Source organism: Amycolatopsis umgeniensis, assembly GCF_014205155.1.
GTDB lineage: Bacteria > Actinomycetota > Actinomycetes > Mycobacteriales > Pseudonocardiaceae > Amycolatopsis > Amycolatopsis umgeniensis.
This window is the reverse complement of sequence record NZ_JACHMX010000001.1, coordinates 8,788,765-8,812,236: the sequence shown is the minus strand read 5'-3', so window position 1 is coordinate 8,812,236 and position 23,472 is coordinate 8,788,765. Positions and strand designations below refer to the sequence as shown.

Sequence of the window (23,472 nt, the reverse complement as noted above, 5' to 3'; positions counted from 1 at the left end):
CTGATCGAAACTCCGGTCCGCGGCTCCCCCTACTCTCACGGGAGGGCCGCGGCCTGCGGCTATTCCTTGATCAGTGCCTGGTACGCCTCGGCCTCGAGCAGGGATTCGACGCTGCTCGCGTCGTCGAGACGGAGTTCGATCAGCCAGCCCTCGCCGTAGGGGTCGCTGTTGATCAGCTCGGGCGATTCGGTCACCGCGTCGTTGACCGCGACCACCTCGCCGTCGAGCGGGGCGAACAGCTCCGAAACGCTCTTGGTCGACTCGACCTCGCCGAACGCGTCGCCCGAGCCGACCTGCTTGCCGACCTCGGGGAGGTCGACGAACACCACGTCACCGAGCTGGTCCTGGGCGTACTCCGTGATGCCCACGCGCACCAGACCGCCGTCGCGCACGGAGACCCACTCGTGCTCCTCGGTGTAACGCAGTTCTTCTGGAGTGGACAACGCCGCTCCCCTTTCTCATGCCCTCGCTCGAAACCGACGCGCGCAGTTTCGCATCCCGCCGGGGCACGCGCCCGGCGCCTCCCGCAAGCTAGCGGGGATCGGCCGTGCGCAGTGCCCGCACCGTCTGGACGACGTACAACACGCCCGAATAGACGTACAGGACCGCACCCCACGCCGTGAAGGCGTACCCGATCGGACGGGCGAACGCGGCGATGTCGGAGCCGCCCTGCGTGAGCAGCAGGAACGGGAAGGCGTACATCAGCACGAAGGTGGCGCCCTTGCCGATGTAGGTGACCTCCGGCGGGGCGAACCCGCGGTGCCTCAGCAGCAGTACGCAGACGCCCAGCACCGCCTCGCGGACGACCAGCGGGACCACCACCCACCACGGGACGATGTCGCGGATCAGGAAGGCGATGAGGGTCGCGAGGATGTAGAGCCTGTCGGCGGCCGGGTCGAGCAGCTGACCGAGCCGCGACATCTGGTTGAGCCAGCGGGCGAGTTTGCCGTCGAGCCAGTCGGTGAGCGCGCTGAACACGAGCAGCGCGAGCGCCCAGCCGTCTTCCTTGGGGCCGAGCAGCAGCCACAGGAAGACCGGCACCCCGGCGAGCCGGAGGATCGAAAGCATGTTGGGAACGTTCAGGGCCTGCCGCAGCAAAGAAGGCTCTTCGCTGGTCACGCTCGGTTCGGGGGGCGTACTCACCCGCTCAGCCTATCCAGCGGCGGCAGGTCCTCCCGCGTCAGCTCGCCCGGGTGTGGCTCCAGCCGCGGCGTTGCAGGTCCGCGCTGGTCAGCGCCACGGGCCTGCCCCGATGGTCGGTACCCATCCACCGGGTGTGCCCGGCGGAACTCTCCAGGACGTACGGGCGGCCGCCGCACCAGACGACGGTGCACGGTGCCGTGGGTGGCAGCTCCGTACTCGCCGGTGCGGTGGCCTCGAATGACGCGGGGTCGTTCTGTTCGTCGGTCTTCATCGCTCTCACGGTTTCGGTGACGGGGACTGGGACACGCCGGAGCGCTACCTTTGTTTTCGGCAGAACAGGGCCTGGCGTTAACGGCCGGGCGCCGGATTCGTCCGATCGGTTCGCGACGACAGCAGGGTGTCGCCACGCCGTGAACGGCATGTTAATTGTCCACAATGGACAGTGATTGGGCGGTCCTCGCGTACTCCCTCGCCGTCGGCGCGATAACCTCCCGCGAATCGAACGTGGCTCAATGCCACGGCTTCGGGACCGGCCGGGTCAGAATGGGCCGGCCACGACCGGCCGACGAAAGGATCGCCTTGCCCGTCTCGACGACCACGGGAACGTGGCGGCGCCTGTTCGCGGCCTGCGCCGTCGCCGGAACGCTCGCCGCCTGTTCGGGCGAAGACCCGCCACCGCCTGTCACCGCCACGCCGGCCTCGTCGTCCGCGATCCCTTCGAGCACGTCCAGCGCGTCGGTACCGCCGATCCCGTCGCAGACCGCGCCGAGTTCGTCCGCTGCCCCGAATCCCGCCCCCAAACCGAAACCAGCTGAACCGGTACAGGGTTCGTGCGGGACGGTGACCGCGGCGAGCGGGCTGACCCTGCAGGTGCTCAACGGGCCCGGCGTCTCTTGCGCGGACGCGACCGGGATCGTCGGCTCGTTCCACAAGAGGATCGCCGGACGCCAGTCCGCGGGCTCGGACGAGCCGGTCAGCGAGACCGTCGACGGATGGCTCTGCGTCTCCGGCGCCCCCGCCGCGCAAGGCGGCACCAGTTGCAGCAAGGGCGAGCAGAACGTGTTCGCCGCCGTCGTCCCCGTCGAATGAACCACCCCCGAGAAGAAGGGCCCATGAAGAGCCTCGCCGTACTTCCCGCCGCGCTCGCCGTCGTCCTGGTGAGCGGCTGCGGCGCCGATCCCGCCCCGTCGGCCGCGCAGACCCCGTCGTCCCCCGCCGTCACCCCGGCGCCCGCCGGAACACCGTGCGGCGAGGTCGCCGGACTCCAGGGCGCGAAGAACAAGGTCGTCGCCCACGGCAAGACCGACTGCGCCGAGGCGACACAGGTCTTCACGGACTACTTCACCAAGCTGACGCCCGCCGAAGCCGCTTCCCCGCAGGGTCCGGGACCGGTGGTGATCGGATCCTGGACCTGCGGGAGCGGGCCGAACGATCCGGTGACGAGTTGTTCCACCGAGGACGAGCGGCAGATCGAAGCGACCCGGCTCTGACGGCCGCCCGGCGGCGTCAGTTCTTCTGACGCCGCCGGACCGTGTCCAGCCGGTACAGGACGCCGAGGGCGATCGCCGCGGCCAGCAGCCCCACGCCGAACAGGCCGCCCACGGACATCGTCCAGATCAGCGAGGACCTCGACCGGTAGACGAATCCGTCGCCGGCGAAGATCCTGTCGCCCTCAGCGGCCTTGTCTCCCTCGATGCTCCCGCGATCGGTGCGCCCGTCGTCGAACCGCCACTCCCCCGAGCAGTAGGGAATCACCCCGCTCATCGGCGCCCCTCCCTCGGCGCACCCCGAGATCTCCGTGACCGTGACCTCCTCGCCGGTGTTCAATTCACGCACGTGGGCGCCGAAGTATCCCCAGGCGACACACAGCAGGAAGATGTACGGGACACCGGCCAGCAACACTCGAAAGAGAGTTCTCGAATTCCGCGGTTTGCCCGGCACTGAATTCCTTTCCTCGATTCACTGGAGCGCCAGCAGGACTTCCCGGTCGAGTTCGCCGACGACCAGGTACTTCGGCTGATACCCGGGCGGGACCACGAAACAGACGAGCCCCGTGGTGCCGTCGAAGGCGCCGGGAGCGCCCGCGCACTGCTCGACCCGCCGCGGAGAGCCGTGTTCGTCGGCTGACAGCTCGAGCGCCGTGTCCCCCAGGCGGGACGCCTCGATCCGCAGGGCGAGGACATGGAATCCGCTCAGCCACGCCTCGGCGCCTTCGGGCGACTCAGGCCTGCTGTCGAGCACACGCACGGCCGAATCACCGGAAGCGGCGGTCTGCCCCTTGCCGATCACCGGCGGCGGCCCCCACGCGTCGCGGCGATGCTCCCACAGGTTCGGCACGGGATCGGCCGCGTCGCGGTACGCCGTTCCGCCGAAACCGACCGGCGCCAGCACGACGTACGCGGCGAAGACGAACCCCGCCAGGAACGACAGCGACTTCCGCACGGTCACCGGCCTCGCCACCGAGTACACCACGACGGCACCGAGCACCAAGAGCGCTCCGCCGATCGACATCACCGTGATCCTCTCCCACGGATGGTGGGCTTCCACGACCTCATCGGCCCCGCGCACGGACAACACCCGGTCCGTCAGCGAAGAAATCCGGACGACCACCGGCTCCGCGAGACCGAAGGCCCGACCCGTCGGCAGTTCGATCGCGCGGCCGTCTTCGGTGACCGCCAGGGTCTCGTAGGTGGTGTGCGGACCGCTCTGTCCTTCGGTCGTCGTGGAATCCGATACGGAGATCACGGCGCGCGAGTCATAGGTTTCGGCCATTCCCTCGGCGGCCCATCGCCCGGCGAAAGCGGCGATGAATCCCAGGACGATTCCGAGCGCGAGCAGAACGGCCACCCACTGGTTTTTTCGCGACTGTTCCGGAAAGGTCACCACCCCCTGTTCGACCGTTCCAGTCTATTTTTCGAATCGTCCGAACGGCACGGGATTTGTACCTACACCACCATTCCCGCGGTCATTCCAGGCTCCCGGCCCGCCCGGGGCCCCTTGCGGGGCGAGGTAAGAGTCGTCTAGACTCAAACTATGCTCACCAGGGACGAAGCCGTGACGACGGTCGAGAACACGGTCGACGCGGCCACGCTGTTCGCCCGTCACCGCTATCGCGAATTGGCGGCCGCGCTCCACCCCGATCGCAATCCCGGCGACCCGAGGGCCCATCGGGCGGCCGCCGTCCTCAATCGCCTTCACACCGATTGGAAAAATGCCCGGCGCCAGACGGTCACCACCGCGACGTCGGCCTATACCCTCACCACTCCGCACGCGGTGGGCAGTATCGCGACGACCTACCGCACCACCGGCCCCCATCTGGTCAAACTCGTCCGCGATCCGGCGCTCAACCCGCTGATCCACGCCGAATGGACGGCGTTGCGCGCACTCGACGGCTTCACCGAACGGCACCGCTGGCTGCGCCCTTACTATCCGCGACTGCTCGACACCTCGGGGCCGGTGGCGCGGGGTGATCGCGCGTTCAGCGTCCTCGATCCGCTCGTCGACGGGTTCACCACGCTCGCCGACATCAGGAAAGCCTTCCCGGACGGTCTCGACGGCCGCGACTACGCGTGGATGCACCGGCGCCTCCTGCGTGCCGTGGCGGGCGCGCACCGCGCGGGTGTCGTCCACGGTCATCTCACCGCGGACAACGTGCTGGTCCACCCGGGACAGCACGGCATCGTCCTGGCCGGCTGGTCCTTCGCCGTCGAAGCAGCAACGCTCCCCCTGGCCACGGACAACACGGTCGGCTACCCGCCCGAAGTCCACAAGGGACGGTCGATGTCCGCGGCCACCGACGTCCACATGCTCCACAGCCTGATGCTTTCGCTGCTGGCGCCCGGGGAAACCCGTCAACGCGAGTTCGCCACGTGGTGCACGCAGGACGACCCGGCACAGCGCCCCGACGCCGCCGACCTGCTCGACGAGTACGACGGACTGCTCGCCGAGCTGTACGGCCCCCGCACCTTCCGCCCTTTCATCATCCCCGAGACAGGAGCCTGACCATGGGACACGGACACTGGGACGACAACGCCTACGCCGCCGCGAAGACCTTCCGCGCGGCCAAGGGTGAGGACGATTTCGGCTACAGCGCCGATCTCCGCGCCAAACCCGCGAAAGACTGGAAGGCCGCGGCCGCGCTCGACCCGAAGAACGCCGTCCGGGAATGCCGGGATTCGGCCGACCACACCGATTCGACGCCGATCGCGGTGCTGTTCGACGTCACCGGCTCGATGCGCCGGGTGCCGCGGATCATGCAGGGAAAGCTCGGCAAACTGCACGGCCTGCTGAAGCGCCGCGGCTACCTGGCCGACCCCCAGGTGCTGTTCGGCGCGATCGGTGACGCCGACAGCGACCGGGTGCCGTTGCAGATCGGGCAGTTCGAATCGGACAACCGGATGGACGAGCAGCTGCGCACGATCTTCCTCGAAGGCGGTGGCGGCGGGCAGAAGAGCGAGTCCTACGAACTGGCCGCCTACTTCATGGCCCGGCACGTGGTCACCGACGCGTGGCGCGAACGCGGCCGCAAAGGATACCTGTTCCTCATCGGCGACGAGCTGAACAAGCCCGCGCTGGAAGCCCGCCACATCCGCCGGGTGATCGGAGACGACGTGCGGGAGGACATCGACCCCGCGTCGGTGTACCGGGAGCTGGCCCGCAAGTGGAACGTCTACTTCGTCCTGCCGAACCAGTCCTCGTACTACAACGACCCGGAGATCGGCGAGCACTGGAGCGGTCTGCTCGGCCAGAACTTCCTCAAACTCGACGACCCCGGCGCGGTATGCGAACTGATCGCCGCCACGATCGGGCTGGAGGAGCAGGTCGTCGACGTGGACAGGGCACTCGCCGACCTCGCGGACGTCGGCTCGGTCGCCGAGAGCGCGGCCGTCGGCAAGGCGCTGGCGAAACTCGGCACCAAGACGGTCGTCACCTCGGCGGTGCCCGAACCGGGTGGCCCGAGTGACGTGGTGCTGCGATGAGCCTTCTGGACGGGCACGTGGTGGTGGTCGGGCTCGGCTTCGGGGACGAAGGCAAGGGAGCCGTGGTCGACGCGCTCTGCGCCGACCGGCCGACCACCGCCGTCGTCCGCTTCAACGGGGGCGCGCAGGCCGCGCACAACGTCGTCGCGCACGGGCGGCACCACACGTTCAGCCAGTTCGGGGCGGGCACGTTCGCCGGCGTGCCCACCCACCTGTCACGGTTCGTTCTGGTCGAGCCGTTCGCGCTGGCGGCCGAAGCCCGGCGGCTCGAAACGGCCGGCGTGCGGAATCCGCTCTCCCTGCTGAGCGTGGACGGGCGGGCCCTGCTCACGACCCCGTTCCACATCCACGCCAACCGGGCCAGGGAGGAGGCCCGCGGCGCGGAACGGCATGGCTCGTGCGGGAAGGGCATCGGCGAGACCGTCTGGTACTCGCTGCTTTCCGGCGCCCTGCCGGGTGAGGTGGTGGAGAACCAGGAGGTGATCGGGACGCCGGGGGAAGCGCCCACGGTCGCCGACTGCGCGCGGCCGTCGGTGCTGCGGCGCAAGCTCGACACGCTCGCGCGGTTCTACGCGCCGCTCGCCGTCCCGCGGCACGGCGTGGACGAACTGGTGACGCTGTACCGCGCTTTCGCGGACGCGGTGCGGATCACCGACGGGGACGAAACGGGACGGCTCGCGGCGGCCGGGCGGCTGGTTTTCGAGGGAGCGCAGGGGGTTCTCCTCGACCAACACCACGGGTTCCATCCGCATACGACCTGGTCCACCACCACTCCGCACAACGCCCGCGACCTACTGGGCGGGCGCCCGCACGCGGTCCTGGGTGTCACGCGGACCTATCTCACCCGGCACGGCGCGGGGCCGCTTCCCACCGAGTCCGCCTCAGTGCTCGCCCGCTTTCCCGAGGCGCACAACGACACCGGCGAGTTCCAGGGCGCGTGGCGGGCGGGCCATCTCGACGAAGCGCTGCTGGACTACGCGATCGCGGCCTGCGACGGCGTGGACGCGCTCGCGGTGACCCACCTCGACGCGGCCGGCCTACGGGTGGTGCCCGGCGACGGCTCCCCCGCCGTCGACCTGCCGGATCCACTGGCGTGGTTCGCTGCCCGGCTGCCGGTGGCCGTCACCGGATCCGGCCCGGACAGGGCCGGTTACCGGGTCGCGGAGGCAAGGTCGAGAATCAACGCGTGATCGAGTCGACGCCGGTGTCCGTTGACGTGCTGGTGGTGAGGTTCGCCCCCGGCACCAGGACCGTGCTGCTGGGAATCGCGGCGCGGGCCGCCGAACCGTTCGAAGGGGAACTCGCGTTGCCGGGGGTGCTGCTCGGGCGCGGGGAACGGTTGCGGGACGCGGCGGGCCGGGCGGTGGTCACCAAACTGGGGCTGCCGCCGGACGCGCTCTCGGCGACGGGGCAGCTCACCACCTTCGACGAGCCGAATCGCGATCCCCGGGGCCCGACGCTCTCCATCGCCTTGTGGGCCACCACGGATCCCGCGCTCGACGAGCCGGGGAACGTGGTGTGGACTCCGCTGGACGAGGTCCCCCCGCTGGCGTTCGATCACGATCGGATCGTGGCGGACTGCCGCCCGCTGCTGGCCGAGCGGCTGTGGCGGGACGTCGCCTTCACCGCCGGACTCCTGGGTCCGATCTTCACCACGGCACAGGCGCTGGACGCCACCGAGGCGCTGACCGGGGACCGCCCCTATCCGGCCAATCTGGGCCGGACCATGGAGCGGGTCCCCGGGTTGCGGCGCACCACCGAGCAAGCGGCCGCCCTGCCCAAGGGAGGACGGCCGCCTTCGTTGTGGCGCTGGGAGTGACGAGGTCAGATCCCGCAGGAGGACGCCGACCAGAACCGGTTGGCGCGGTGAGCCACATGCGTGTGATCGCTGTGGCCGGGGTAGCCCGGGCCGAGGATTTCACTGAACCCGTGGTTGCGGGCCTGCTGCGCCAGTCCGCAGAAGCCCTGCGAGCCGGCCCCGAGGTCGACGGCGTCGCCGTACAGATGACGGCTGGCGGCCGCCCCACCGACCGCGTTGTTGCACGCGACGCTGCGGAAGCCGCCGTTCACGGTGATCGGCCGGTCGCCCATGGCGTGCCGCATCGCCTGCAGCTTCCACATCGACACCAGCGCGTTGGCCTTCGCCGTCGCGGCCGAGACGTTGCCACCGGACCAGTCCGCATTGCACCGGTTCAGTTCGGCGAAGGTGAAGTTGACCGGCGAGCAGTCGTCGTCCTGCAACGCGTAGATCTTCGTGAACGTGGCCGATCCGGCGACGCCGTCCGCGCCCAGCCCGTACGCCTGCTGGAACCGGGTGACCGCGGCCTTGGTGCCCGCGCCGAACTGGCCGTCGATGGCCAGCACGCCGCCGTAACCGGGGTAGCCGGCCACGCGGATCTGCAATTGCCGGACGTCCTCGCCGGACGCTCCTTCGGACAGTGTGCGTCCCCAGGAGTAACAGGCGTCGGCGACGGAAACGTCTCCCGACGTCACCGGGCCGGGATCGGCGGCGGCCGGAGCGGCCACCGCGGTACCGAGCCCGGCCACCAGGGCGAGCATCGGCAGTAAAAGACGAATGCGCATGACAGGGACACCTTTCGAGGCAGGGAAGGTGAGAGACCCGTGACCCCCACGGGTTGTCAACGATTCACTGCCTCGGATGCTAACGCGGTTCCGGGCACCGCGCTGTGGGTCGTTCGACCCACACGCGTGATCGGGGACGGATCTCGTGAGTTCCGGCTCTGATCACGCGAGTTACGTGATCAAGCACGCGAGTTCCGGCCCTGATCACATGGGTGCGGTGTGGCGTGCCGGCCGTCAGGCCTTCAGTTGTGGGAAGTCTTCTTCGCGGAACTCCCCCGCCGGCCGCTCGCCGGCGTCGTTCTCGCGTCCCCGCAGCTCGACCCGCCGGATCTTGCCGGAGATCGTCTTCGGCAGCTCCGCGAACTCCAGCCGCCGGATCCGCTTGTACGGCGCCAGATGCTCGCGGCAGAAAGCCAGGATGGACAAAGCGGTCTCGGCGGTCGGCTCATGGCCGTTCGTGAGGACGACGTACGCCTTCGGGACGGCGAGCCGGATCGGGTCGGGCGCCGGGACGACGGCCGCTTCGGCGACGGCGTCGTGTTCCAGCAGGACACTTTCCAGTTCGAACGGCGAGATCCGGTAGTCCGACGCCTTGAAGACGTCGTCCGTCCGGCCGACGTAGGTGATGTAGCCGCGTTCGTCGACCGAGCCGACGTCCCCGGTGTGGTAGAAGCCACCTCCGAAGGCCGCGGCGGAACGCTCGTCGTCGTCGGCGTACCCGGTCATCAGGCCGACCGGTCGCTTGTCGAGGTCGAGGCAGATCTCGCCCTCCTGCGCGCGCTCACCGGTGACGGGATCCACGAGCGCGACGGTGAAGCCGGGCAGCGGGCGGCCCATCGAGCCCGGCACGACGTCCTGCCCGGGGGTGTTGGCGATCTGGACGCTGCTCTCGGTCTGCCCGAAACCGTCGCGAATCGTGACGCCCCAAGCCTTTTCGACCTGGTCGATCACTTCGGGGTTGAGCGGTTCGCCCGCGCCGACCACCTTCGACGGCGGGGTCTTCAGCACGGTCAGATCCGCCTGGATGAGCATGCGCCACACCGTCGGCGGGGCGCAGAAGCTGGTGATGCCGCATCGTTCCATCTGCGCCATCAGGGAGACCGCGTCGAAGCGCGCGTAGTTGTAGAGGAACACCGTCGCCTCGGCGTTCCACGGCGCGAAGACATTGCTCCACGCGTGTTTCGCCCAGCCCGGTGAGGAGATGTTGAGGTGGACGTCGCCCGGCTCGAGACCGATCCAGTACATCGTGGACAGATGCCCGACCGGATAGGAGACCTGCGTGTGCTGCACCAGTTTCGGCTTCGCTGTCGTGCCCGAGGTGAAGTACAGCAAGAGCGGGTCGTCCGCCGCCGTCGCGCCCTCGGGCGTGAAGGCGTCCGTTTCCTCGTAGGCGTCCACGAAGGACTGCCAGCCCTCGACCGGTTCACCGACGGCGATCCGGGTGTAGTCGCCCTCGACGTTCTCGAACTTGTGCGCATCGACGGAGCGGATCACCACGTGTTTCGCCGCGCCCCGCTCGACCCGGTCGGTGAGATCGGCCGGGCCGAGCAGGGTCGAGGCCGGGATGATGACCGCGCCCAGTTTGATCGCGGCGAGGATGGTCTGCCACAGCTCGCCCTGGTTGCCCAGCATCAGGATCAACCTGTCGCCCCTGGCGACGCCGAGTGAACGCAGCCAGTTCGCGACCTGGTTGGACCGGCGCGCCATCTCCGGGTACGTCCAGCGGTTCTCGATGCCGTCCTCTTCGACGATCCACAGCGCGTAGCGGTCCTGATTGGCCGGATCGGCCGCGACGACGTCGAACCAGTCCAGCGCCCAGTTGAACTCGGCGGGCCGGGGCCAGGTGAAGTCGCGATACGCGGTTTCGTAGTCCTCGCGATGGGTCTGCAGATAGTCCCGTGCCTCGCGGAACGTGCGGTGTGCCTCCGAAACGCTCACGATCGTCCTCCTGGTCCGCTGGTTGGCCGCCGGTTCTTTCTACTCTCCCTTGAACTCGGGCGCGCGGCGCTCGAGGAAGGCCTGCACCGCCTCGCCGAGGTCCTTGCTGGGCAGGAACGCCGCGTTCCAGGCGGAGACGTAGCGCAGGCCGTCGGCGACCTGGCGTTCGGTGTTGGCCGACAGGACGTTCTTCGTGCCCTGCACGACCAGCGGCGGGTTCGTGGCGATCTCTCCCGCGAGCTTGCGGGCCTCGGCCAGCAGCGTTTCCTGGTCCGCGTAGACGTCGTTGACCAGGCCGATCTTCTCCGCGCGGGCCGCGTCGACGTCCTTGCCGGTCAACGCCAGCTCCCGCAGGTGTCCCTCACCGATGATCGGCGCGAGCCGCTGCAGGCTGCCGAGGTCGGCCACGATCGCGACCTTGACCTCGCGCACGCTGAACTTCGCGTCCGCGCTCGCCAAGCGGATGTCCGCGGCCGCGACCACGTCGACACCGCCGCCGATGCACCAGCCGGAAATGGCCGCGATGACCGGTTTACGGCATTCGGCGATCGAGGACACGCTCGCCTGGAGGGTCTTGACCTCGTCGAGGAACTTCGTCCGCGGGCCCGCGAGCGCGTCGCCGCCGAGCATTTCGCCCCAGCTGGGCATCATCGCGGGCAGGTCGAGCCCGTAGGAGAAGTGCTTGCCGCTGCCGGTCAGCACGACCGCCCTGACCTGCGGGTCCGCGTCGAGCGCGCGGAAGACGATCGGCAGCTCACGCCAGAAATCGGGGCCCATCGCGTTGCCCTTGGACGGACCGAGCAGCGTCACTTCGGCGACGTGCCCGTCGATCTCCACCTCGAGCGAAACGAGATCGGGAAGACTGTCAGCTGTAGCGGTCATGAGGTCATCTTGACTCATGTGATTGGCAGACTGCCAACGGCCACTGTGCCACGGTGGTCACAAGATGCTTTCCTGGTACTACCGGCGAGTACCGACGATCGACGAAGGACGGTGGGATATGAGCCCGGCCAGCAGCGCCACCGCGGTCGCCGACCTGCCCGCACTGATCCCCGGACGACGGGCGCGAGAACGCTCCTCACGGCCGATCGAGCTCTCGGGATCCTTCACCCACGAAGGGCATCGGCTCGCCTATACCGAGTTCGGCTCCGGCGACCGGGTGGTCGTGCTCACCCACGGCATCATGCTGACCAGGAGGATGCACGCCCCGCTCGCCCGCAAGCTGGCGCGCGCGGGATTCCGGGCCATCACACTCGACCTGCTCGGCCACGGCGACTCGGACCGGCCCACCGATTCGTGGCTGTACTCCATGCCCGCGTTCGCGGAACAGACCGTGGCGCTGCTGGATCACCTGGACATCGACGCCGCCGTCATCGGCGGGACGTCGCTGGGCGCCAACGTCGCGCTCGAGGTCGGTGTCGCCGCTCCCGAACGCGCGCTCGGGCTCATCGTCGAGATGCCGGTGCTGGACAACGCGATCGTCTCCGGCCTGATCACCTTCGCGCCGTTGCTCCTGGCCGCCCGGTTCCTGCCGGTGACCGTGCAAGGCGTGGCACTGGCCGCGCGACTCGTCCCGCACGGCAACCAATGGGTCGACGTCGTCACCGACACGCTGTCCCAGCAGCCCGCGCCGATGGCCGCGCTCCTGCACGGCGTGCTCTTCGGCCGGATCGCGCCGCCCAAGTCGATCCGGCGGAGCATCGAGACCCCGGCCCTGGTCATCGGGCACGAACGCGACCCGATCCACCCGTTCGGCGACGCCGACACACTGGCCGCGGACATGCCGGAGGCCGAGTTCGTCCAGGCCCGCAGCCCGGTCGAACTGCGTTTCGACCCGAGCCGCCTGACAGCGGCCATCACCGACTTCTCGGCGCGCTGTCATGACCGTTGAACCGGCGCCGACCCGGGGCACGGGCGCCGAGGAAATACGGACCGGACGGCTGGTGCTGCGCCGCCCCGGACCCGAAGACCTCGACGCGATCTTCGCGCTGCACACCGATCCGGAGGCCTGCGCGCACAACCCGTCGGATCTCCTGGAGACACGCGAGGAGGCGGAACTTCTGCTGCTCCGCTGGTCACGCTGGTGGGACCAGTACGGGTTCGGGTACTGGACGATCCGGCGGCAGGACTCACCGGAACCGCTGGGGTTCTGCGGGGTGAAGGTCGTCGGTTATCGGCGACGGACGGTCCTGAACCTCTTCTACCGGCTCTTCCCGTCCGCCTGGGGCGCCGGGTACGCGAGTGAGGCCGCCGCCGCGGCGGTGGACTGGGCGCGCACCCACCGGCCGGACGACCTCGTGATCGCCCGTGTCCGGCCGGAGAACGTCGCTTCGCAGCGAGTCGCCCTCCGGGCCGGCCTCGTCCGGGCGGAGGAATTCGACATCCCCGGCGAGGACGGGGCCGACTGGTTCTACGTCTCGGACGGCTGAGCGGAAGGCTGGGCCAGCCCCGCCACCGGGCCGAAGACGATCACCGCGGGCGGGCGCACCCCGGCCGCGGCGGCGTCCTCGACCACACTGTCCAAAGTAGAGCGGAGAACCCGCTGGGTGCGCATCGTGCCGTCCTCGACGATCGCCACCGGCGTGTCCCCGGGCCGCCCTTCCAAAAGCGCCTTCGTGAACAGCGGCAGTCGTTCGACGCCCATCATCAGCACGATCGTGCCGCGCATCTTCGCCAGCAGATCCCAGTCCACCAGTGACTTCTCGTCGCCCGGCGAGACGTGACCGGACACCACCACGACCTCGTGGGCGACGCCGCGATGGGTCACCGGGACGTCCGCGGCGGCGGGCACGGAGAAGGCGCTCGTGATGCCGGGGACCATCGTCACCGGGATGCCCGCTTCGGCGCACGCGAGGACCTCCTCGAAACCGCGGCCGAACAGGTACGGGTCGCCGCCCTTGAGTCGCACGACGAACTTGCCCGCCTTGGCCCTGTCGATCAGGGTGGAGTTGATCACATCCTGGCTGGCGGCGCGGCCGTACGGGATCTTCGCGGCGTCGACGATCTCGACGTCGGGCGAGAGTTCGTCGAGCAGCTCGCGCGGGGCCAGCCTGTCGGCGACGACGACGTCGGCCCTGGCGAGGAGACGGCGGCCGCGGACGGTGATCAGTTCCGGATCGCCGGGGCCGCCACCCACCAGCGCGACGCCGGGAAGCTCGTCACGGGCGTCCGGCACGCGGCCGTCGGCGACAGTACCGGCGCGGAGGCCGTCGAGGATGCTGTCCCGGACCGTGGCCGACCTCAGGGGCTCGCCACCGGAGAGGACGCCGACCAGCAGCCCGCCGTGCCTGCCCGAGGCCGGGGTGACCGCGCTGCCGCGCTCTCCGTCGTCGGCGCGGACGCAGAACACCCGCGCACGTTCGGCTTCGGCGCAGACGGCGGCGTTGACCTCGGGATCGTTGGTGCACGCCAGCGCGTACCAGGCGTCGGCGAGGTCGCCCTCGGTGTAGCGGCGCTCGTGCCAGACGATCTCCCCTGCGTCGGCCATCGCGCTCACCGAAGGTGTCGTGTGCGGCGAGACCAGTTCGACCCGCGCGCCGGCGCCGATCAACCGCGGCAGACGGCGCTGGGCGACCGTCCCGCCGCCGATCATCACGACGCGACGGCCTGCCAGGTCGAGGCCGGAGAGGTAATGCGGGTCATCCATGCGGGGCAGTGTAAGGATCCAGCGGCCCCGGCCGCGATCCGAGTGAGAACCGCCTCAGCTCTCCAGCAGCGTGAGGAGTTCGGTGTTGCCGAACATCCTGGCCGCGTCGATCGCTGACGGCTCCCCCGCCGTCGCGTCCGCGCCGCCTTTGAGGAGCGCCTTCACGACCTCGGGCTCGTTCTTGAAGACCGCGCCGGCGAGCGGGCTCTGGCCGCGGTCGTTCTCACGGTTCGGATCGGCTCCGCGCTCGATCAGCGCCGAGACGGTTTCCGCGTGACCGTGGTACGCGGCGAGCATGACCAGGGTGTCGCCCCGGTCGTTCGTCAGATTCGCCGAGACGCCCGCGTCGACGTACGCGGTGAGATCGGCTGTCGCGCCGGAACGGGCGAAGGCGAAGACCTTCGCCCACAGTGCCAGCAGTTCGGGATCGAATTCCTCGGCCTGTCCGGGGTTCTCCGTCATACGGCCGATTCTTCCACGCCGAGCCGCGGTCCGGGCGGCGTGTCGCACCGCCCGGACCGGTGGCGTCAGCGGCCCGCGTTGGGGTAAGGCAGCAACGCCATCTCGCGGGCGTTCTTGATCGCCGTGGCGACCTGTTTCTGCTGCTGGGGCGTCAGCCCGGTGACCCGGCGGGCGCGGATCTTGCCGCGGTCGGAGATGAACTTCCGCAGCAGATCGGCGTCCTTCCAGTCGACCTCGGTGATCTTGTTGGCGTGCAACAGATTCGTCTTGCGCTTGAAGGGGCGGTCCCGGTTCGGCTTGCCCATCGCGCTCACCAGCTCGACTTCGTGACGCCCGGCAGTTCGCCGTTGTGCGCCATCTGCCGCATCCGGACCCGTGAGAGGCCGAATTTCCGCAGGTAGCCGCGCGGGCGGCCGTCGGCGGTGTCGCGGTTGCGGTTCCGGGTCGCGCTGGCGTCGCGCGGCATCGCCTGCAGGGCCGACACCGCGACCGCCTTCTCCTCGGGCGAGGCCGACGGCGAGGCGATGACGGCCTTCAGCTCACGCCGCCGTTCGACGTAGCGGGCGGCGACCACCTTGCGCTGCTCGTTCCTGGCGATCTTCGACTTCTTGGCCATCAGCGCTCCTCCTTGAACTCGACGTGCTTGCGGGCGACCGGGTCGTACTTGCGCAGCACCATGCGGTTCGGGTCGTTCCGGCGGTTCTTCTTCGTGACGTAGGTGTAGCCGGTGCCCGCGGTCGAGCGGAGCTTGATGACCGGCCGGATGTCGGTGCTCTTGGCCATCAGAGCTTCACCCCTTTCGCGCGGAGTTCGGCCACGACGGCCTCGATCCCCCGCTTGTCGATGGTCTTCATGCCCTTCACCGAGACCCGCAGCCGGACCCAGCGCCCTTCGCTCGGCACGAAGTACCGCTTGGCCTGCAGGTTCGGCTCCCAGCGCCGGGACGTGCGCCGATGCGAATGCGACACCTGCTTCCCGTAGCCCGGTTTCCGGCCGGTGACCTGGCACACGGCTGACATACGCCCTCCCGAGTTGATATCAATAGTCGTTTTCATTTACTGTACACAGCCGAACCAGCCCGCAATCGACGCCCCGGAGCTTCAGTGACCGAAAACCCGCGCGTGCCCCTCGTCCTGATCAGTGGCCTCGCACCGGGACCGACCGCCGACCTCGCCGAGCGGCTGCGCTCGGCCGAACCCGGCACCGCCGTCGTGCACCACGACCTGAGGCAGATTCACTCCGGAGTGGTCAAGCGGCGGATCTTGCTCGGCGACCGCGACCAGCTGACGGTCCTCGAACTCGCGCACGGCTGCGTCTCGTGCACGCTGCGCGAAGACCTGCTGCCGTTGCTGCGCAAGCTTTCGCAAATGCCACAGGTGCAGCGCATCGTGGTCCGGCTCGACGAGGCCATGGAGCCCGAACCGGTCAGCTGGGCGCTCCACAACGTCCTCGTCGGCGAGCGGCCGGTGATCGAGGACGTCGACCTCCGGGCCGTGCTCGCCGTCGTCGACTGCGCCGGCTGGCTGGCCGACAGCACCGGCGACGACACGCTGGCCGAACGGAACCTGCAGGCCAGCCCGGAGGACGAGCGCACCGTCGCCCAGGTCTCGCTGGCCCAGGTCGAGTTCGCCGATCTGGTCGTCCTCGCGGGCGCGGCGACCGACGCCTGGTCCGCGGCGAAGGCGTCGGCCGTACTCGACAGGGTCGCCCCGTCGATCCCTCGCGTCGAACTGTCCGCCGTGGACGGGAAGACCGTGCTCGACGCGGTCCCGTCCGACGCCCGCCGCGGCGAGGTCACCGACATGCACGGCCCGCTGCTGCGGGGCGAACCGCCGGTGCACACCGACTGCGGGATCGGGCTGCTCACCTTCACCTCGCAACGCCCGTTCCACCCGGAACGCCTCCACGACGCGATCGACGTCCTGCTCGACGGCGTCGTCCGCACCCGGGGACGGCTCTGGGTGGCGAGCCAGCCCGACATGGCGCTGTGGATCGAATCCGCGGGCGGCGGTCTCGGCATCGGGCACGCCGGGGCGTGGCTCGCCGCGCCCGACGGGCCGGACTGGGCCGACGTCTCCCCGGAACGCCGCACGCTCGCCTCCCTGCGCTGGGACCCGCTGTTCGGCGACCGCGCGCAGGAACTGGTCGTCGTCACCGATCAGGCCACGCCCGACGAGGTCGAGGCCGCCCTGCGCGGGGCACTGCTGACCGACGAGGAACTCGCCGCCGGGGAGCAGGAATGGCTCCGCTATCCGGATCCGTTCGGCGAGTGGCACGAAGAACCGTGTGAGGACACGGAAACCGACCCCGAAAAGCATGACGCGAACGTGTCGAACCGAAAGGACGAAACGCAGTGAAACCGGGAATCCACCCCGACTACCACCCCGTGGTGTTCAAGGACCTCTCCACCGGGGACGCCTTCCTGACGCGGTCCACCGCGACGTCGGAGCAGACCATCGAGTGGAGCGACGGCAACACCTATCCGGTGGTGAACGTCGAGATCAGCTCGTGGTCGCATCCGTTCTGGACCGGCAACCAGCGCATCATGGACAGCGCCGGCCAGGTCGAGAAGTTCCACCGCCGCTACGGCCGCCGCGGAGGTGCGAAGTAATGGCCGTCCCGAAGCGGAAGATGTCGCGCAGCAACACCCGCTCCCGACGCTCGCAGTGGAAGGCGGCCGTGCCGGATCTCGTGCCGATCAAGGTGAACGGTGAGACGAAACTCGTGCCGCGCAAGCTGATGAAGCACTTTCATGAGGGTGGAGAGTGACGACGCCGGTCACGGTGCTGTCCGGGTTCCTCGGTGCGGGCAAGACGACCGTGCTCAACCACGTCCTCGCCAACCGTGACGGATTGCGGGTGGCGGTGATCGTCAACGACATGAGCGAGGTCAACATCGACGCCGCGCTGGTGCGGGACGGGAACAGCCTGTCCCGCACCGAGGAACGGCTCGTCGAGATGACCAACGGATGCATCTGCTGCACCCTGCGCGACGACCTGCTGGACGAGGTCTCGCGGCTCTGCGCGGACGACCGGTTCGACTACCTGCTCATCGAGTCGAGCGGGATCTCCGAGCCGATGCCTGTGGCGGCGACGTTCTCCTTCCTGGATTCCGCGCGGCTGGACACGATGGTGACCGTGGTCGACGCGGTGAACTTCGAGCGGGAACTGGCGTCCGGCGACGCGCTGACCGAACGCGGGCTGGACCAGTACGAAGACGACGAGCGGACGATCAGCGACCTGCTGATGGACCAGATCGAGTTCGCGGACGTCCTCATGCTGAACAAAGCGGATCTCGTACCGGCCGGGTCTCTCGACCGGCTGACGGCGGTGCTGCGGCGGCTCAACCCGGCCGCGGAGGTACTCGTCTCCACCCATGGCCAGGTCCCGCTCGAGCGGCTGCTCGGCACCGGGCGCTACGACGCCGAACGGGCACAAGAGGCACCCGGGTGGGTGGCCGAGCTCAACGGTGACCACGTTCCGGAGACCGAGGAATACGGGATCTCGAGCGTGGTCTTCCGCGCTTCGCTCGCGTTCGACCCGGAACACTTGTGGGACTTCGTCGGGAGGCTCGATTCCGGGGAGTTCGGGACGGTGCTGCGGTCGAAGGGGTTCTTCTCGCTGGCGTCGCGGCCCGGGGTGACCGGGCTGTGGTCGCAGGCCGGGTCGGTCGCGCGGTTCGAGCCGCAGGGTGTCGAGGAGACACCTCGGCAGGAACTCGTGTTCATCGGGGTGGGGCTGGAAAAGGACGCCCTGCTGGACTCGCTCCGGTCCTGCCTCGCGACCGGTTCAGGCAGCGCGGATCCGTTTCCGGAGTGGGAAGCGGTGCACGTTCACTGAGGGTCCAGTGCCGTTCTATCGAGGGGTCGTGCCGTTGAAGTGTGCGCCCAATGTGGCATTGGGGACGGTGAGTGTCCCCAATGCCACATTGGGGGCGACCGGGATCGGGTGGCTGGCGCCGGAACCTCGGCGTGGCCTGACGCGACCCGACACGCAGGGCTTTCCCCTCAATAACCGTCCTTACCACACACGAGGCCGGACGCTCACACGCAGCAGCCACCCGCGGGTGCGGCGCCGTCGTAGGAGTCGTGCCAGTTCCACCACTCGTAAGGCGGACTCTGCGGGTACCCCTCCGGCGAGTCCTCCCACTCCTCCTGCCGCCCCAGCGCGGTGATGTCGAGGTAGCTCCACGTGCCGCCCATCACCTCGTCACCACGGTCGTTGACGAAGTACGTCCGGAACACTTGATCACCCTCGCGGATGAAAGCGTTGGTGCCGTGCCATTCGCCGACACCGAAGTCGGTGTCGAAGTCGCCGGTGATCGTGTACCACGGCATCGTCCAGCCCATCCGGACCTTCATCCGCGCGATGTCGGGCTGCGGGCCCCGCGAGGCGAACGCCAGAGTGGTGTCACGAGCGTTCAGATGGGCGACGTGCGCGACCTGATCGGCCACCAGCGAGCATCCTTGGCAGGCGTGATCGGGAAACCCTTCGACACCGGATTCGAAGAAGGCCCGGTAGACGATCAGCTGCCGTCGCCCCTCGAACAGGTCGAGCAGGCTCACCGTTCCGGACGGGCCTTCGAACTCGTAGGGCTTTTCGACAGCGACCCAAGGCATCCGCCGCCGCTCGGCCGCGAGGGCGTCGCGGGCGCGGGTGAGCTCCTTTTCCTTGACCAGCAGGCGAAGCCGCGCCTCTTCCCATTCCGCCGGGGAAACCGTGTTCATCACGCGGCCTCCGAGGGCACGGCGCTCCGCCGGTTCGGCTGCCCCTCGCCGGTGACGATCAGGTCCCGGAGACTGGTACCGATGTAGAAGGTCCACGCCTTGCGGCAGACCTCGAAACACTCGTACTCCGGGACCAGCCCGTGATGGGTGAAGTGCGCTTCGGTCTTGCCGTCCTTCTCGCCGATCTCGAACGTGATCGTGGTGCCGACCCATTCGGTCTCGTCGCTGATGAAGTCGAAGTGGTTCTCGAGGACCAGCCACGAGATCTTGCGCCCTGGCACGGACTCCGTGATCCGCATCCGGCAGCGATGGATCTCTTCGTTGTGGTACTCGAACTCGTCGCCGTCGCTCTCGATCTCCTCCGACCACCACCGGCGGACGTCGGTGAAGGCGTCGAAGACCTCTTGCGGCGTCTGGTCAACGGTGAAACTCGTCGTGAAGCTCGTCATGATCTCTCCAATTGCTCTTTCAGAGCCGCGAGTGGCCCGTCCCAATCACGGGCGAGCGCGGCGAGGAACTGCTGGGCGACCCGCATCGGGGCCGAGCGCAGCGCGTAGCGGACGCGGCGCCGCTCCCCCTGCTCCGGGGTCACCAGCCCGGCGTCGGTGAGCAGTGCCAGATGTTTCGCGATGGCTTGCCGCGTGATGGGCAGCCGCTCGGCCAGGTCCGTCGCCGTGGCGGGACCGCTCGAAGCGAGGGTGGCGAGGATGCTCCGCCTGCTCGGGTCGGCCAGTGCGGCGAAGACCTGTTCGGCGGTCGCTTCGATATCAGACGGCATCGAGGTATTCGATCAGTTCGCCCAGCTCGGCCGCCCACCCCTTCGTGTTCCCGTCGAACGCGACGCTGTGGGCGTCTTCCGGAAGCTGGGAGAAACCGGACTCGACGACGGTGAGCCGCGTGCCGCCGCCGACCGGTTCGAGGGTGAACTCGACATAGGTGCGACGGGGGTCGTCGTCGGGCAGACCGTAGATGTTCCAGGTGAAGCCGAAGACCGACGGCTCTTCCACGCGCTCGACGCGCATGTTCGCCTTGTGCCCCTCGTCCCACTTCATCTCGGCGTCGCCACCGGGCCGCAGGTCGATGCTCGCCTGGTTCCCGAACCAGGTGCCCAGGCCCTCGGCCGTGGTCAGCGCGGCCCACACCTTCGCGGGCGAATGGGCGATCTCGACGGTGCGTTCGATGCGGTCGGGGAATCCCATGACTTCCTCCTCAAGTAGCAATCAATCGGTTGCTATAACTTTGTATAGCAACCGACCGATTGCGTCAAGGTCGGATCAGGAAGCCGTGTACAACGCGCCGAGGAACTCCAGCAGTAGCCGTTCCCGCAACGGACCGGGTGCCGCGGCCAGCAGGGCGTTGATCTCCGCCATCCGGGTGGGCAGGCCCGTGTCGCCGCCGAGCCCGGCGGCTGCCAGCAGTCCGGCGAACTGCTCCGGAGTCAAGGTCGCGGGGTCCAGTGCGGCGACGAACTCCGCCACCTGCGGGTCGACGACGACCGGGCCGGACTCGCGAGCGGCCACGACCGAAGCGGCGAGATCGACCAGGAACTCATTTTCACTCCCTCGATTCGCGGCCGTCACGGTCAGGTGCAGGTTCGCGGGCGAAGTTTCGTGGGCGAACTGGGGCTGGACGTACCAGCCGCGCTCCCGCATCTCGTCCGCGACGGTGAACAGGTCGAACCCCGCACCGGGCTCGACGGTGAACGCGAGCAGGGTCGACACCGGGTCGCCGAGGACGCGTAGTCCTTCCAGTGCCTCGATTCCGGCACGGATCTCCACGGCGGCCGCACGCGCGGCCGAAGCCAGCTTCACGTAACCCTCGTCGCCGACATGACGCACAACCGCCCACGCCGCCGCGAGCGGACCACCCGATCGAGTGCTCTGGAGTGTGGTGTTCAGCATCGTGTAGCCGGGCCAGTCGGCGCTGGCGAAGTACTGCGGCCGGCGCAGTCCGGCGTCGGCGTGCAAGAGGACCGACACGCCTTTCGGGCAGTAGGCGTACTTGTGCAGGTCCACCGAGACGCTGGTGACACCGGGGACGTCGAAGCCGAAGGGGCCGAGCTCCAGGTACGGCAGCACCCAGCCGCCGATGCAGGCGTCGACATGGAACCGGACGCCGTCCAGCTGCGCGGCGATCTCCGGGATCGGGTCGAGGACGCCGTGGGCGTAGGACGGCGCGCTCGCGACGACGAGCACCGTGGTGTCGTCGACCGCCGCGGCCATCGCCTCGGGAACGGCGCGGAAGGTCACCGGGTCGACCGGCACCGAAACCACGCGGACACCGAAGAAATGCGCCGCCTTGTGGAACGCGGCGTGCGCGGTCGTGGGCAGCACGATGCTCGGCGACGCCACGTCCGGGCGCGCGTCGCGGGCGGCCAGGACGGCGAGCATGCACGACTCGGTGCCGCCCGAGGTCACCGAACCGACCGTCTCCGCCGTGCCGCCCAGCAGCCGCGCCGCGGTGCCGACGAGGTCGTTCTCCATGCGCAACAGGCTGGGGAACGCCGTCGGGTCGAGACCGTTGGCCGACGACGCCAGCGCGTGCGCCGCCGCGCCGAGTTCGTCCACTTCGGACAGACCGCTGTCGTAGACATAAGCGAGGGTGCGGCCGCCGTGCGTCGGCAGGTCGCCCGCGCGCAGTTCCCGGAGCTCCCGCAGGACGTCCTCGGCGGTCACGACCGACGCTCCAGTACGGACTTCCTCAGCAGCGGGATACCGAACAGGATCAGCACCGCCGGGAGGATCGACGCGCCGAGCAGGATCGCCGTGAGCGCGCTGTCCGGCTGCGCGGTGTTCGCGTCGAGACCGGACTGGTAGCCGCCGAATTGGAGCACCAGCCCCCAGATACCCGGGCCGAGCGCGAGCCCCAGCGTCTCCGACGCCGTCCACACCCCGGCGGCGACCCCGGCCCTGGTCTCACCGGTCCGCTCCTCCTCGTCGCTGATCAGATCCGGCAGGATCGCCAGCGGGAACACCGAGATCCCCGCGTAGCCGACGCCGCAGAAGGCGACGAACACCATCGTGACGGGCAACGAGAACACCTTGGCGCCGAGCAGCCCGAACAGACCGACACCGAACGCGGCGGTGGCGAGCCGGAACCCGGCCAGCTTCCCCACGCTCGCGCCGAGTTTGGGCCACAGCGGCATGGTCAGCAGCGCCGGGCCGACGAAGCCGACGAACAGGAGCGTCGAGTAGCCGGAGCTGCCGAGGATCCGCTCGGCGAAGAACGGGATCGCCGCCAGCACCGTGCCGATGCCGAGCGCCTGGACGAAGTAGACCCCGAGCAGCCAGCGGAACGGCCGCCACTGCGCGAGCGTCCGGAGCAGTTCGCGCGGGCTCACCGTGTTCGGCCGCAGCGCGCCGACCGGGGCGTCCTTCAGTCCGAAGTACACGCCGAGGGTCGCGAGCAGGATGATCACGGCGATGAACACGCCCATGACGCGGTAGCCCGCGACGCCACCGATGACTTCGGTGATCGCGGGCGCGCCGCCGCCGCAGATCAGGATGGCGACCGCGAGGAAACCGATCCGGATGCTGGTCAGCTTGGTGCGTTCCTCGGCCGAGTCCGTCAGTTCGGCGGGCAGCGCGTTGAACGGCACTTGGAAGAACGCGTACGCGGTGGCGCACAACAGGAACACGACGACGACGTAGATCGCGTCGGGCACCGGTCCGCCGAAGCCCGGGTGCGCGAACAGCGCCGCGAAGAGGATCGAGACGCCGATGCCGCCGAAGAGCAGGAACCGGCGGCGGCTGCCGGTGCGGACCATGTCCGCGTCCGACAGCCTGCCCGCGATCGGGTTGAAGAGCACGTCCCAGGCTTTGGGAACGAACACGATCAAACCCGCCACGCCGGCCGCGACGCCCATCGTGTCGGTGAGGTACTTCAGGAGGAGCAGGCCGGGAACCGTGCCGAACGGGCCGGTGACGAACGAGCCGAGCGAGTAGCGGTACCTCGTCCGTGCTGGCAGCGATGCCATGATCCTCCTCGAGGCGATT

At 69.1% G+C, this 23,472-nt stretch carries 33 protein-coding genes; 12 read left to right on the top strand and 21 right to left on the bottom strand.

The genetic code is table 11. The features are described 5' to 3' along the window. Positions 1-59: 59 nt before the first annotated feature. From gcvH to HDA45_RS40105, 4 genes are all read right to left on the bottom strand, one after another. Complete coding sequence (gene gcvH / locus HDA45_RS40120) at positions 60-443, bottom strand: glycine cleavage system protein GcvH (RefSeq protein WP_184904488.1); 384 nt, start codon at positions 441-443, stop codon at positions 60-62. An 88-nt stretch (positions 444-531) separates the two neighbouring features. Continuing rightward, positions 532-1,143, bottom strand: a complete 612-nt coding sequence (gene clsA, locus HDA45_RS40115; protein WP_378316648.1) for a cardiolipin synthase ClsA — start codon at positions 1,141-1,143, stop codon at positions 532-534. 37 nt (positions 1,144-1,180) lie between these two features. Then, positions 1,181-1,414, bottom strand: coding sequence for a hypothetical protein (locus HDA45_RS40110; RefSeq protein ID WP_184904486.1), 234 nt, complete (start codon positions 1,412-1,414; stop codon positions 1,181-1,183). 238 nt (positions 1,415-1,652) lie between these two features. Beyond that, positions 1,653-1,943 (bottom strand): hypothetical protein, encoded by a 291-nt coding sequence (locus tag HDA45_RS40105; RefSeq protein WP_246480944.1) that lies wholly within the window; start codon positions 1,941-1,943, stop codon positions 1,653-1,655. A gap of 40 nt (positions 1,944-1,983) precedes the next feature. Between HDA45_RS40105 and HDA45_RS40100 the strand changes: the two genes are divergently transcribed. Both HDA45_RS40100 and HDA45_RS40095 read left to right on the top strand, forming a co-directional pair. Further along, on the top strand, positions 1,984-2,232 hold the full coding sequence (locus HDA45_RS40100; RefSeq protein ID WP_005150008.1) for a hypothetical protein: 249 nt from the start codon (positions 1,984-1,986) through the stop codon (positions 2,230-2,232). A gap of 23 nt (positions 2,233-2,255) precedes the next feature. Then, the gene (locus HDA45_RS40095; protein WP_184904482.1) at positions 2,256-2,633 is read left to right on the top strand and encodes a hypothetical protein; all 378 of its coding nucleotides are present in this window, start codon (positions 2,256-2,258) and stop codon (positions 2,631-2,633) included. Positions 2,634-2,649: 16 nt separating this feature from the next. Here HDA45_RS40095 and HDA45_RS40090 read toward each other — a convergent pair whose 3' ends face one another. After that, on the bottom strand, positions 2,650-3,045 hold the full coding sequence (locus HDA45_RS40090) for a hypothetical protein (RefSeq protein WP_184904481.1): 396 nt from the start codon (positions 3,043-3,045) through the stop codon (positions 2,650-2,652). Between the two features lie 57 nt (positions 3,046-3,102). Beyond that, complete coding sequence (locus HDA45_RS40085; protein WP_184904478.1) at positions 3,103-3,990, bottom strand: hypothetical protein; 888 nt, start codon at positions 3,988-3,990, stop codon at positions 3,103-3,105. Positions 3,991-4,176: 186 nt separating this feature from the next. On the opposite strand from HDA45_RS40085, the gene HDA45_RS40080 reads away from it, so the two are divergent. The 4 genes from HDA45_RS40080 to HDA45_RS40065 are packed head-to-tail and all read left to right on the top strand — an operon-like array spanning position 4,177 to position 7,941. Continuing rightward, entirely contained in the window at positions 4,177-5,145 is a 969-nt protein-coding gene (locus HDA45_RS40080) for an adenylate cyclase (protein WP_184904476.1), read from the top strand. A 2-nt stretch (positions 5,146-5,147) separates the two neighbouring features. Further along, positions 5,148-6,122 (top strand): hypothetical protein, encoded by a 975-nt coding sequence (locus tag HDA45_RS40075; RefSeq protein ID WP_184904474.1) that lies wholly within the window; start codon positions 5,148-5,150, stop codon positions 6,120-6,122. Continuing rightward, entirely contained in the window at positions 6,119-7,312 is a 1,194-nt protein-coding gene (locus tag HDA45_RS40070; protein WP_184904472.1) for an adenylosuccinate synthetase, read from the top strand. The genes HDA45_RS40075 and HDA45_RS40070 overlap by 4 nt, the downstream gene beginning before the upstream one ends. Further along, positions 7,309-7,941, top strand: a complete 633-nt coding sequence (locus HDA45_RS40065; RefSeq protein ID WP_184904470.1) for an NUDIX hydrolase — start codon at positions 7,309-7,311, stop codon at positions 7,939-7,941. The genes HDA45_RS40070 and HDA45_RS40065 overlap by 4 nt, the downstream gene beginning before the upstream one ends. A gap of 5 nt (positions 7,942-7,946) precedes the next feature. On the opposite strand, the gene HDA45_RS40060 is transcribed toward HDA45_RS40065, so the two are convergent. The 3 genes from HDA45_RS40060 to HDA45_RS40050 all read right to left on the bottom strand — a co-directional run bounded on the left by HDA45_RS40060 (position 7,947) and on the right by HDA45_RS40050 (position 11,525). Then, positions 7,947-8,705 (bottom strand): D-Ala-D-Ala carboxypeptidase family metallohydrolase, encoded by a 759-nt coding sequence (locus HDA45_RS40060; protein ID WP_184904468.1) that lies wholly within the window; start codon positions 8,703-8,705, stop codon positions 7,947-7,949. 234 nt (positions 8,706-8,939) lie between these two features. Continuing rightward, positions 8,940-10,643, bottom strand: coding sequence for an AMP-binding protein (locus tag HDA45_RS40055; RefSeq protein ID WP_184904466.1), 1,704 nt, complete (start codon positions 10,641-10,643; stop codon positions 8,940-8,942). A gap of 39 nt (positions 10,644-10,682) precedes the next feature. After that, complete coding sequence (locus HDA45_RS40050; protein WP_184904464.1) at positions 10,683-11,525, bottom strand: crotonase/enoyl-CoA hydratase family protein; 843 nt, start codon at positions 11,523-11,525, stop codon at positions 10,683-10,685. Between the two features lie 118 nt (positions 11,526-11,643). On the opposite strand from HDA45_RS40050, the gene HDA45_RS40045 reads away from it, so the two are divergent. Both HDA45_RS40045 and HDA45_RS40040 read left to right on the top strand, forming a co-directional pair. Further along, positions 11,644-12,534, top strand: coding sequence for an alpha/beta fold hydrolase (locus HDA45_RS40045; RefSeq protein ID WP_184904462.1), 891 nt, complete (start codon positions 11,644-11,646; stop codon positions 12,532-12,534). Beyond that, on the top strand, positions 12,524-13,072 hold the full coding sequence (locus tag HDA45_RS40040) for a GNAT family N-acetyltransferase (RefSeq protein ID WP_184904460.1): 549 nt from the start codon (positions 12,524-12,526) through the stop codon (positions 13,070-13,072). The genes HDA45_RS40045 and HDA45_RS40040 overlap by 11 nt, the downstream gene beginning before the upstream one ends. Here HDA45_RS40040 and cobA read toward each other — a convergent pair. The 6 genes from cobA to rpmB all read right to left on the bottom strand — a co-directional run bounded on the left by cobA (position 13,054) and on the right by rpmB (position 15,770). Then, a complete protein-coding gene (gene cobA / locus HDA45_RS40035) occupies positions 13,054-14,289 on the bottom strand; it encodes a uroporphyrinogen-III C-methyltransferase (protein ID WP_184904458.1) in 1,236 nt (411 codons plus the stop codon). The two genes, HDA45_RS40040 and cobA, sit on opposite strands and share 19 nt — an antisense overlap. A gap of 54 nt (positions 14,290-14,343) precedes the next feature. Next, a complete protein-coding gene (locus HDA45_RS40030) occupies positions 14,344-14,751 on the bottom strand; it encodes an ankyrin repeat domain-containing protein (protein ID WP_184904456.1) in 408 nt (135 codons plus the stop codon). 65 nt (positions 14,752-14,816) lie between these two features. Further along, positions 14,817-15,065 carry a 30S ribosomal protein S18 gene (rpsR, locus tag HDA45_RS40025; RefSeq protein WP_184904454.1) on the bottom strand — a complete coding sequence of 83 codons (249 nt, stop codon included), beginning with the start codon at positions 15,063-15,065 and terminating at the stop codon, positions 14,817-14,819. Continuing rightward, the gene (gene rpsN / locus HDA45_RS40020) at positions 15,062-15,367 is read right to left on the bottom strand and encodes a 30S ribosomal protein S14 (protein ID WP_184904452.1); all 306 of its coding nucleotides are present in this window, start codon (positions 15,365-15,367) and stop codon (positions 15,062-15,064) included. The genes rpsR and rpsN overlap by 4 nt, the downstream gene beginning before the upstream one ends. After that, the gene (gene rpmG / locus HDA45_RS40015; protein WP_221471368.1) at positions 15,367-15,534 is read right to left on the bottom strand and encodes a 50S ribosomal protein L33; all 168 of its coding nucleotides are present in this window, start codon (positions 15,532-15,534) and stop codon (positions 15,367-15,369) included. Before rpmG ends, rpsN begins: the two co-directional genes overlap by 1 nt. Next, positions 15,534-15,770, bottom strand: a complete 237-nt coding sequence (gene rpmB, locus HDA45_RS40010) for a 50S ribosomal protein L28 (RefSeq protein WP_005149951.1) — start codon at positions 15,768-15,770, stop codon at positions 15,534-15,536. Before rpmB ends, rpmG begins: the two co-directional genes overlap by 1 nt. An 84-nt stretch (positions 15,771-15,854) precedes the next feature. Between rpmB and mrf the strand changes: the two genes are divergently transcribed. Genes mrf through HDA45_RS39990 form a run of 4 tightly spaced genes read left to right on the top strand, consistent with a single transcriptional unit; the run spans position 15,855 to position 18,590 of the window. Beyond that, positions 15,855-17,108 (top strand): ribosome hibernation factor-recruiting GTPase MRF, encoded by a 1,254-nt coding sequence (gene mrf / locus HDA45_RS40005; RefSeq protein ID WP_184904450.1) that lies wholly within the window; start codon positions 15,855-15,857, stop codon positions 17,106-17,108. After that, positions 17,105-17,362 (top strand): type B 50S ribosomal protein L31, encoded by a 258-nt coding sequence (locus tag HDA45_RS40000; RefSeq protein WP_101607577.1) that lies wholly within the window; start codon positions 17,105-17,107, stop codon positions 17,360-17,362. The genes mrf and HDA45_RS40000 overlap by 4 nt, the downstream gene beginning before the upstream one ends. Further along, on the top strand, positions 17,362-17,520 hold the full coding sequence (rpmF, locus tag HDA45_RS39995; protein WP_181774007.1) for a 50S ribosomal protein L32: 159 nt from the start codon (positions 17,362-17,364) through the stop codon (positions 17,518-17,520). Before HDA45_RS40000 ends, rpmF begins: the two co-directional genes overlap by 1 nt. After that, complete coding sequence (locus tag HDA45_RS39990; RefSeq protein WP_184904448.1) at positions 17,517-18,590, top strand: GTP-binding protein; 1,074 nt, start codon at positions 17,517-17,519, stop codon at positions 18,588-18,590. The genes rpmF and HDA45_RS39990 overlap by 4 nt, the downstream gene beginning before the upstream one ends. A gap of 203 nt (positions 18,591-18,793) precedes the next feature. Here the strand turns inward: HDA45_RS39990 and HDA45_RS39985 are convergent, their stop codons facing one another. From HDA45_RS39985 to HDA45_RS39960, 6 genes are all read right to left on the bottom strand, one after another. Next, positions 18,794-19,477 (bottom strand): DUF899 domain-containing protein, encoded by a 684-nt coding sequence (locus tag HDA45_RS39985; protein WP_184904446.1) that lies wholly within the window; start codon positions 19,475-19,477, stop codon positions 18,794-18,796. Beyond that, positions 19,477-19,926 carry an SRPBCC family protein gene (locus tag HDA45_RS39980; RefSeq protein WP_184904444.1) on the bottom strand — a complete coding sequence of 150 codons (450 nt, stop codon included), beginning with the start codon at positions 19,924-19,926 and terminating at the stop codon, positions 19,477-19,479. The genes HDA45_RS39985 and HDA45_RS39980 overlap by 1 nt, the downstream gene beginning before the upstream one ends. Continuing rightward, positions 19,923-20,255, bottom strand: coding sequence for an ArsR/SmtB family transcription factor (locus HDA45_RS39975; protein ID WP_184904442.1), 333 nt, complete (start codon positions 20,253-20,255; stop codon positions 19,923-19,925). The genes HDA45_RS39980 and HDA45_RS39975 overlap by 4 nt, the downstream gene beginning before the upstream one ends. After that, positions 20,245-20,676, bottom strand: a complete 432-nt coding sequence (locus tag HDA45_RS39970) for an SRPBCC domain-containing protein (RefSeq protein WP_184904440.1) — start codon at positions 20,674-20,676, stop codon at positions 20,245-20,247. Before HDA45_RS39970 ends, HDA45_RS39975 begins: the two co-directional genes overlap by 11 nt. 75 nt (positions 20,677-20,751) lie before the next feature. Further along, the gene (locus tag HDA45_RS39965; protein WP_184904438.1) at positions 20,752-22,152 is read right to left on the bottom strand and encodes an aminotransferase class V-fold PLP-dependent enzyme; all 1,401 of its coding nucleotides are present in this window, start codon (positions 22,150-22,152) and stop codon (positions 20,752-20,754) included. Beyond that, positions 22,149-23,453, bottom strand: a complete 1,305-nt coding sequence (locus tag HDA45_RS39960) for an MFS transporter (RefSeq protein WP_184904436.1) — start codon at positions 23,451-23,453, stop codon at positions 22,149-22,151. The genes HDA45_RS39965 and HDA45_RS39960 overlap by 4 nt, the downstream gene beginning before the upstream one ends. Between the last annotated feature and the right edge of the window lie 19 nt (positions 23,454-23,472).

Bases quoted from the DNA above. Each gene is read 5' to 3' on its own strand.
- HDA45_RS40070 (WP_184904472.1), top strand. From the start codon at position 6,119: ATGAGCCTTCTGGACGGGCACGTGGTGGTGGTCGGGCTCGGCTTCGGG.
- HDA45_RS40050 (WP_184904464.1), bottom strand. From the start codon at position 11,525: ATGACCGCTACAGCTGACAGTCTTCCCGATCTCGTTTCGCTCGAGGTG.
- HDA45_RS40075 (WP_184904474.1), top strand. From the start codon at position 5,148: ATGGGACACGGACACTGGGACGACAACGCCTACGCCGCCGCGAAGACC.
- rpmF (WP_181774007.1), top strand. From the start codon at position 17,362: ATGGCCGTCCCGAAGCGGAAGATGTCGCGCAGCAACACCCGCTCCCGA.
- HDA45_RS39960 (WP_184904436.1), bottom strand. From the start codon at position 23,453: ATGGCATCGCTGCCAGCACGGACGAGGTACCGCTACTCGCTCGGCTCG.
- HDA45_RS40040 (WP_184904460.1), top strand. From the start codon at position 12,524: ATGACCGTTGAACCGGCGCCGACCCGGGGCACGGGCGCCGAGGAAATA.
- HDA45_RS39980 (WP_184904444.1), bottom strand. From the start codon at position 19,926: ATGACGAGCTTCACGACGAGTTTCACCGTTGACCAGACGCCGCAAGAG.
- HDA45_RS40030 (WP_184904456.1), bottom strand. From the start codon at position 14,751: ATGACGGAGAACCCCGGACAGGCCGAGGAATTCGATCCCGAACTGCTG.
- HDA45_RS39975 (WP_184904442.1), bottom strand. From the start codon at position 20,255: ATGCCGTCTGATATCGAAGCGACCGCCGAACAGGTCTTCGCCGCACTG.
- HDA45_RS40110 (WP_184904486.1), bottom strand. From the start codon at position 1,414: ATGAAGACCGACGAACAGAACGACCCCGCGTCATTCGAGGCCACCGCA.
- HDA45_RS39985 (WP_184904446.1), bottom strand. From the start codon at position 19,477: ATGAACACGGTTTCCCCGGCGGAATGGGAAGAGGCGCGGCTTCGCCTG.
- HDA45_RS40060 (WP_184904468.1), bottom strand. From the start codon at position 8,705: ATGCGCATTCGTCTTTTACTGCCGATGCTCGCCCTGGTGGCCGGGCTC.
- HDA45_RS40080 (WP_184904476.1), top strand. From the start codon at position 4,177: ATGCTCACCAGGGACGAAGCCGTGACGACGGTCGAGAACACGGTCGAC.
- cobA (WP_184904458.1), bottom strand. From the start codon at position 14,289: ATGGATGACCCGCATTACCTCTCCGGCCTCGACCTGGCAGGCCGTCGC.
- HDA45_RS40095 (WP_184904482.1), top strand. From the start codon at position 2,256: ATGAAGAGCCTCGCCGTACTTCCCGCCGCGCTCGCCGTCGTCCTGGTG.
- rpsN (WP_184904452.1), bottom strand. From the start codon at position 15,367: ATGGCCAAGAAGTCGAAGATCGCCAGGAACGAGCAGCGCAAGGTGGTC.
- rpmG (WP_221471368.1), bottom strand. From the start codon at position 15,534: ATGGCCAAGAGCACCGACATCCGGCCGGTCATCAAGCTCCGCTCGACC.
- rpmB (WP_005149951.1), bottom strand. From the start codon at position 15,770: ATGTCAGCCGTGTGCCAGGTCACCGGCCGGAAACCGGGCTACGGGAAG.
- HDA45_RS40045 (WP_184904462.1), top strand. From the start codon at position 11,644: ATGAGCCCGGCCAGCAGCGCCACCGCGGTCGCCGACCTGCCCGCACTG.
- HDA45_RS39970 (WP_184904440.1), bottom strand. From the start codon at position 20,676: ATGGGATTCCCCGACCGCATCGAACGCACCGTCGAGATCGCCCATTCG.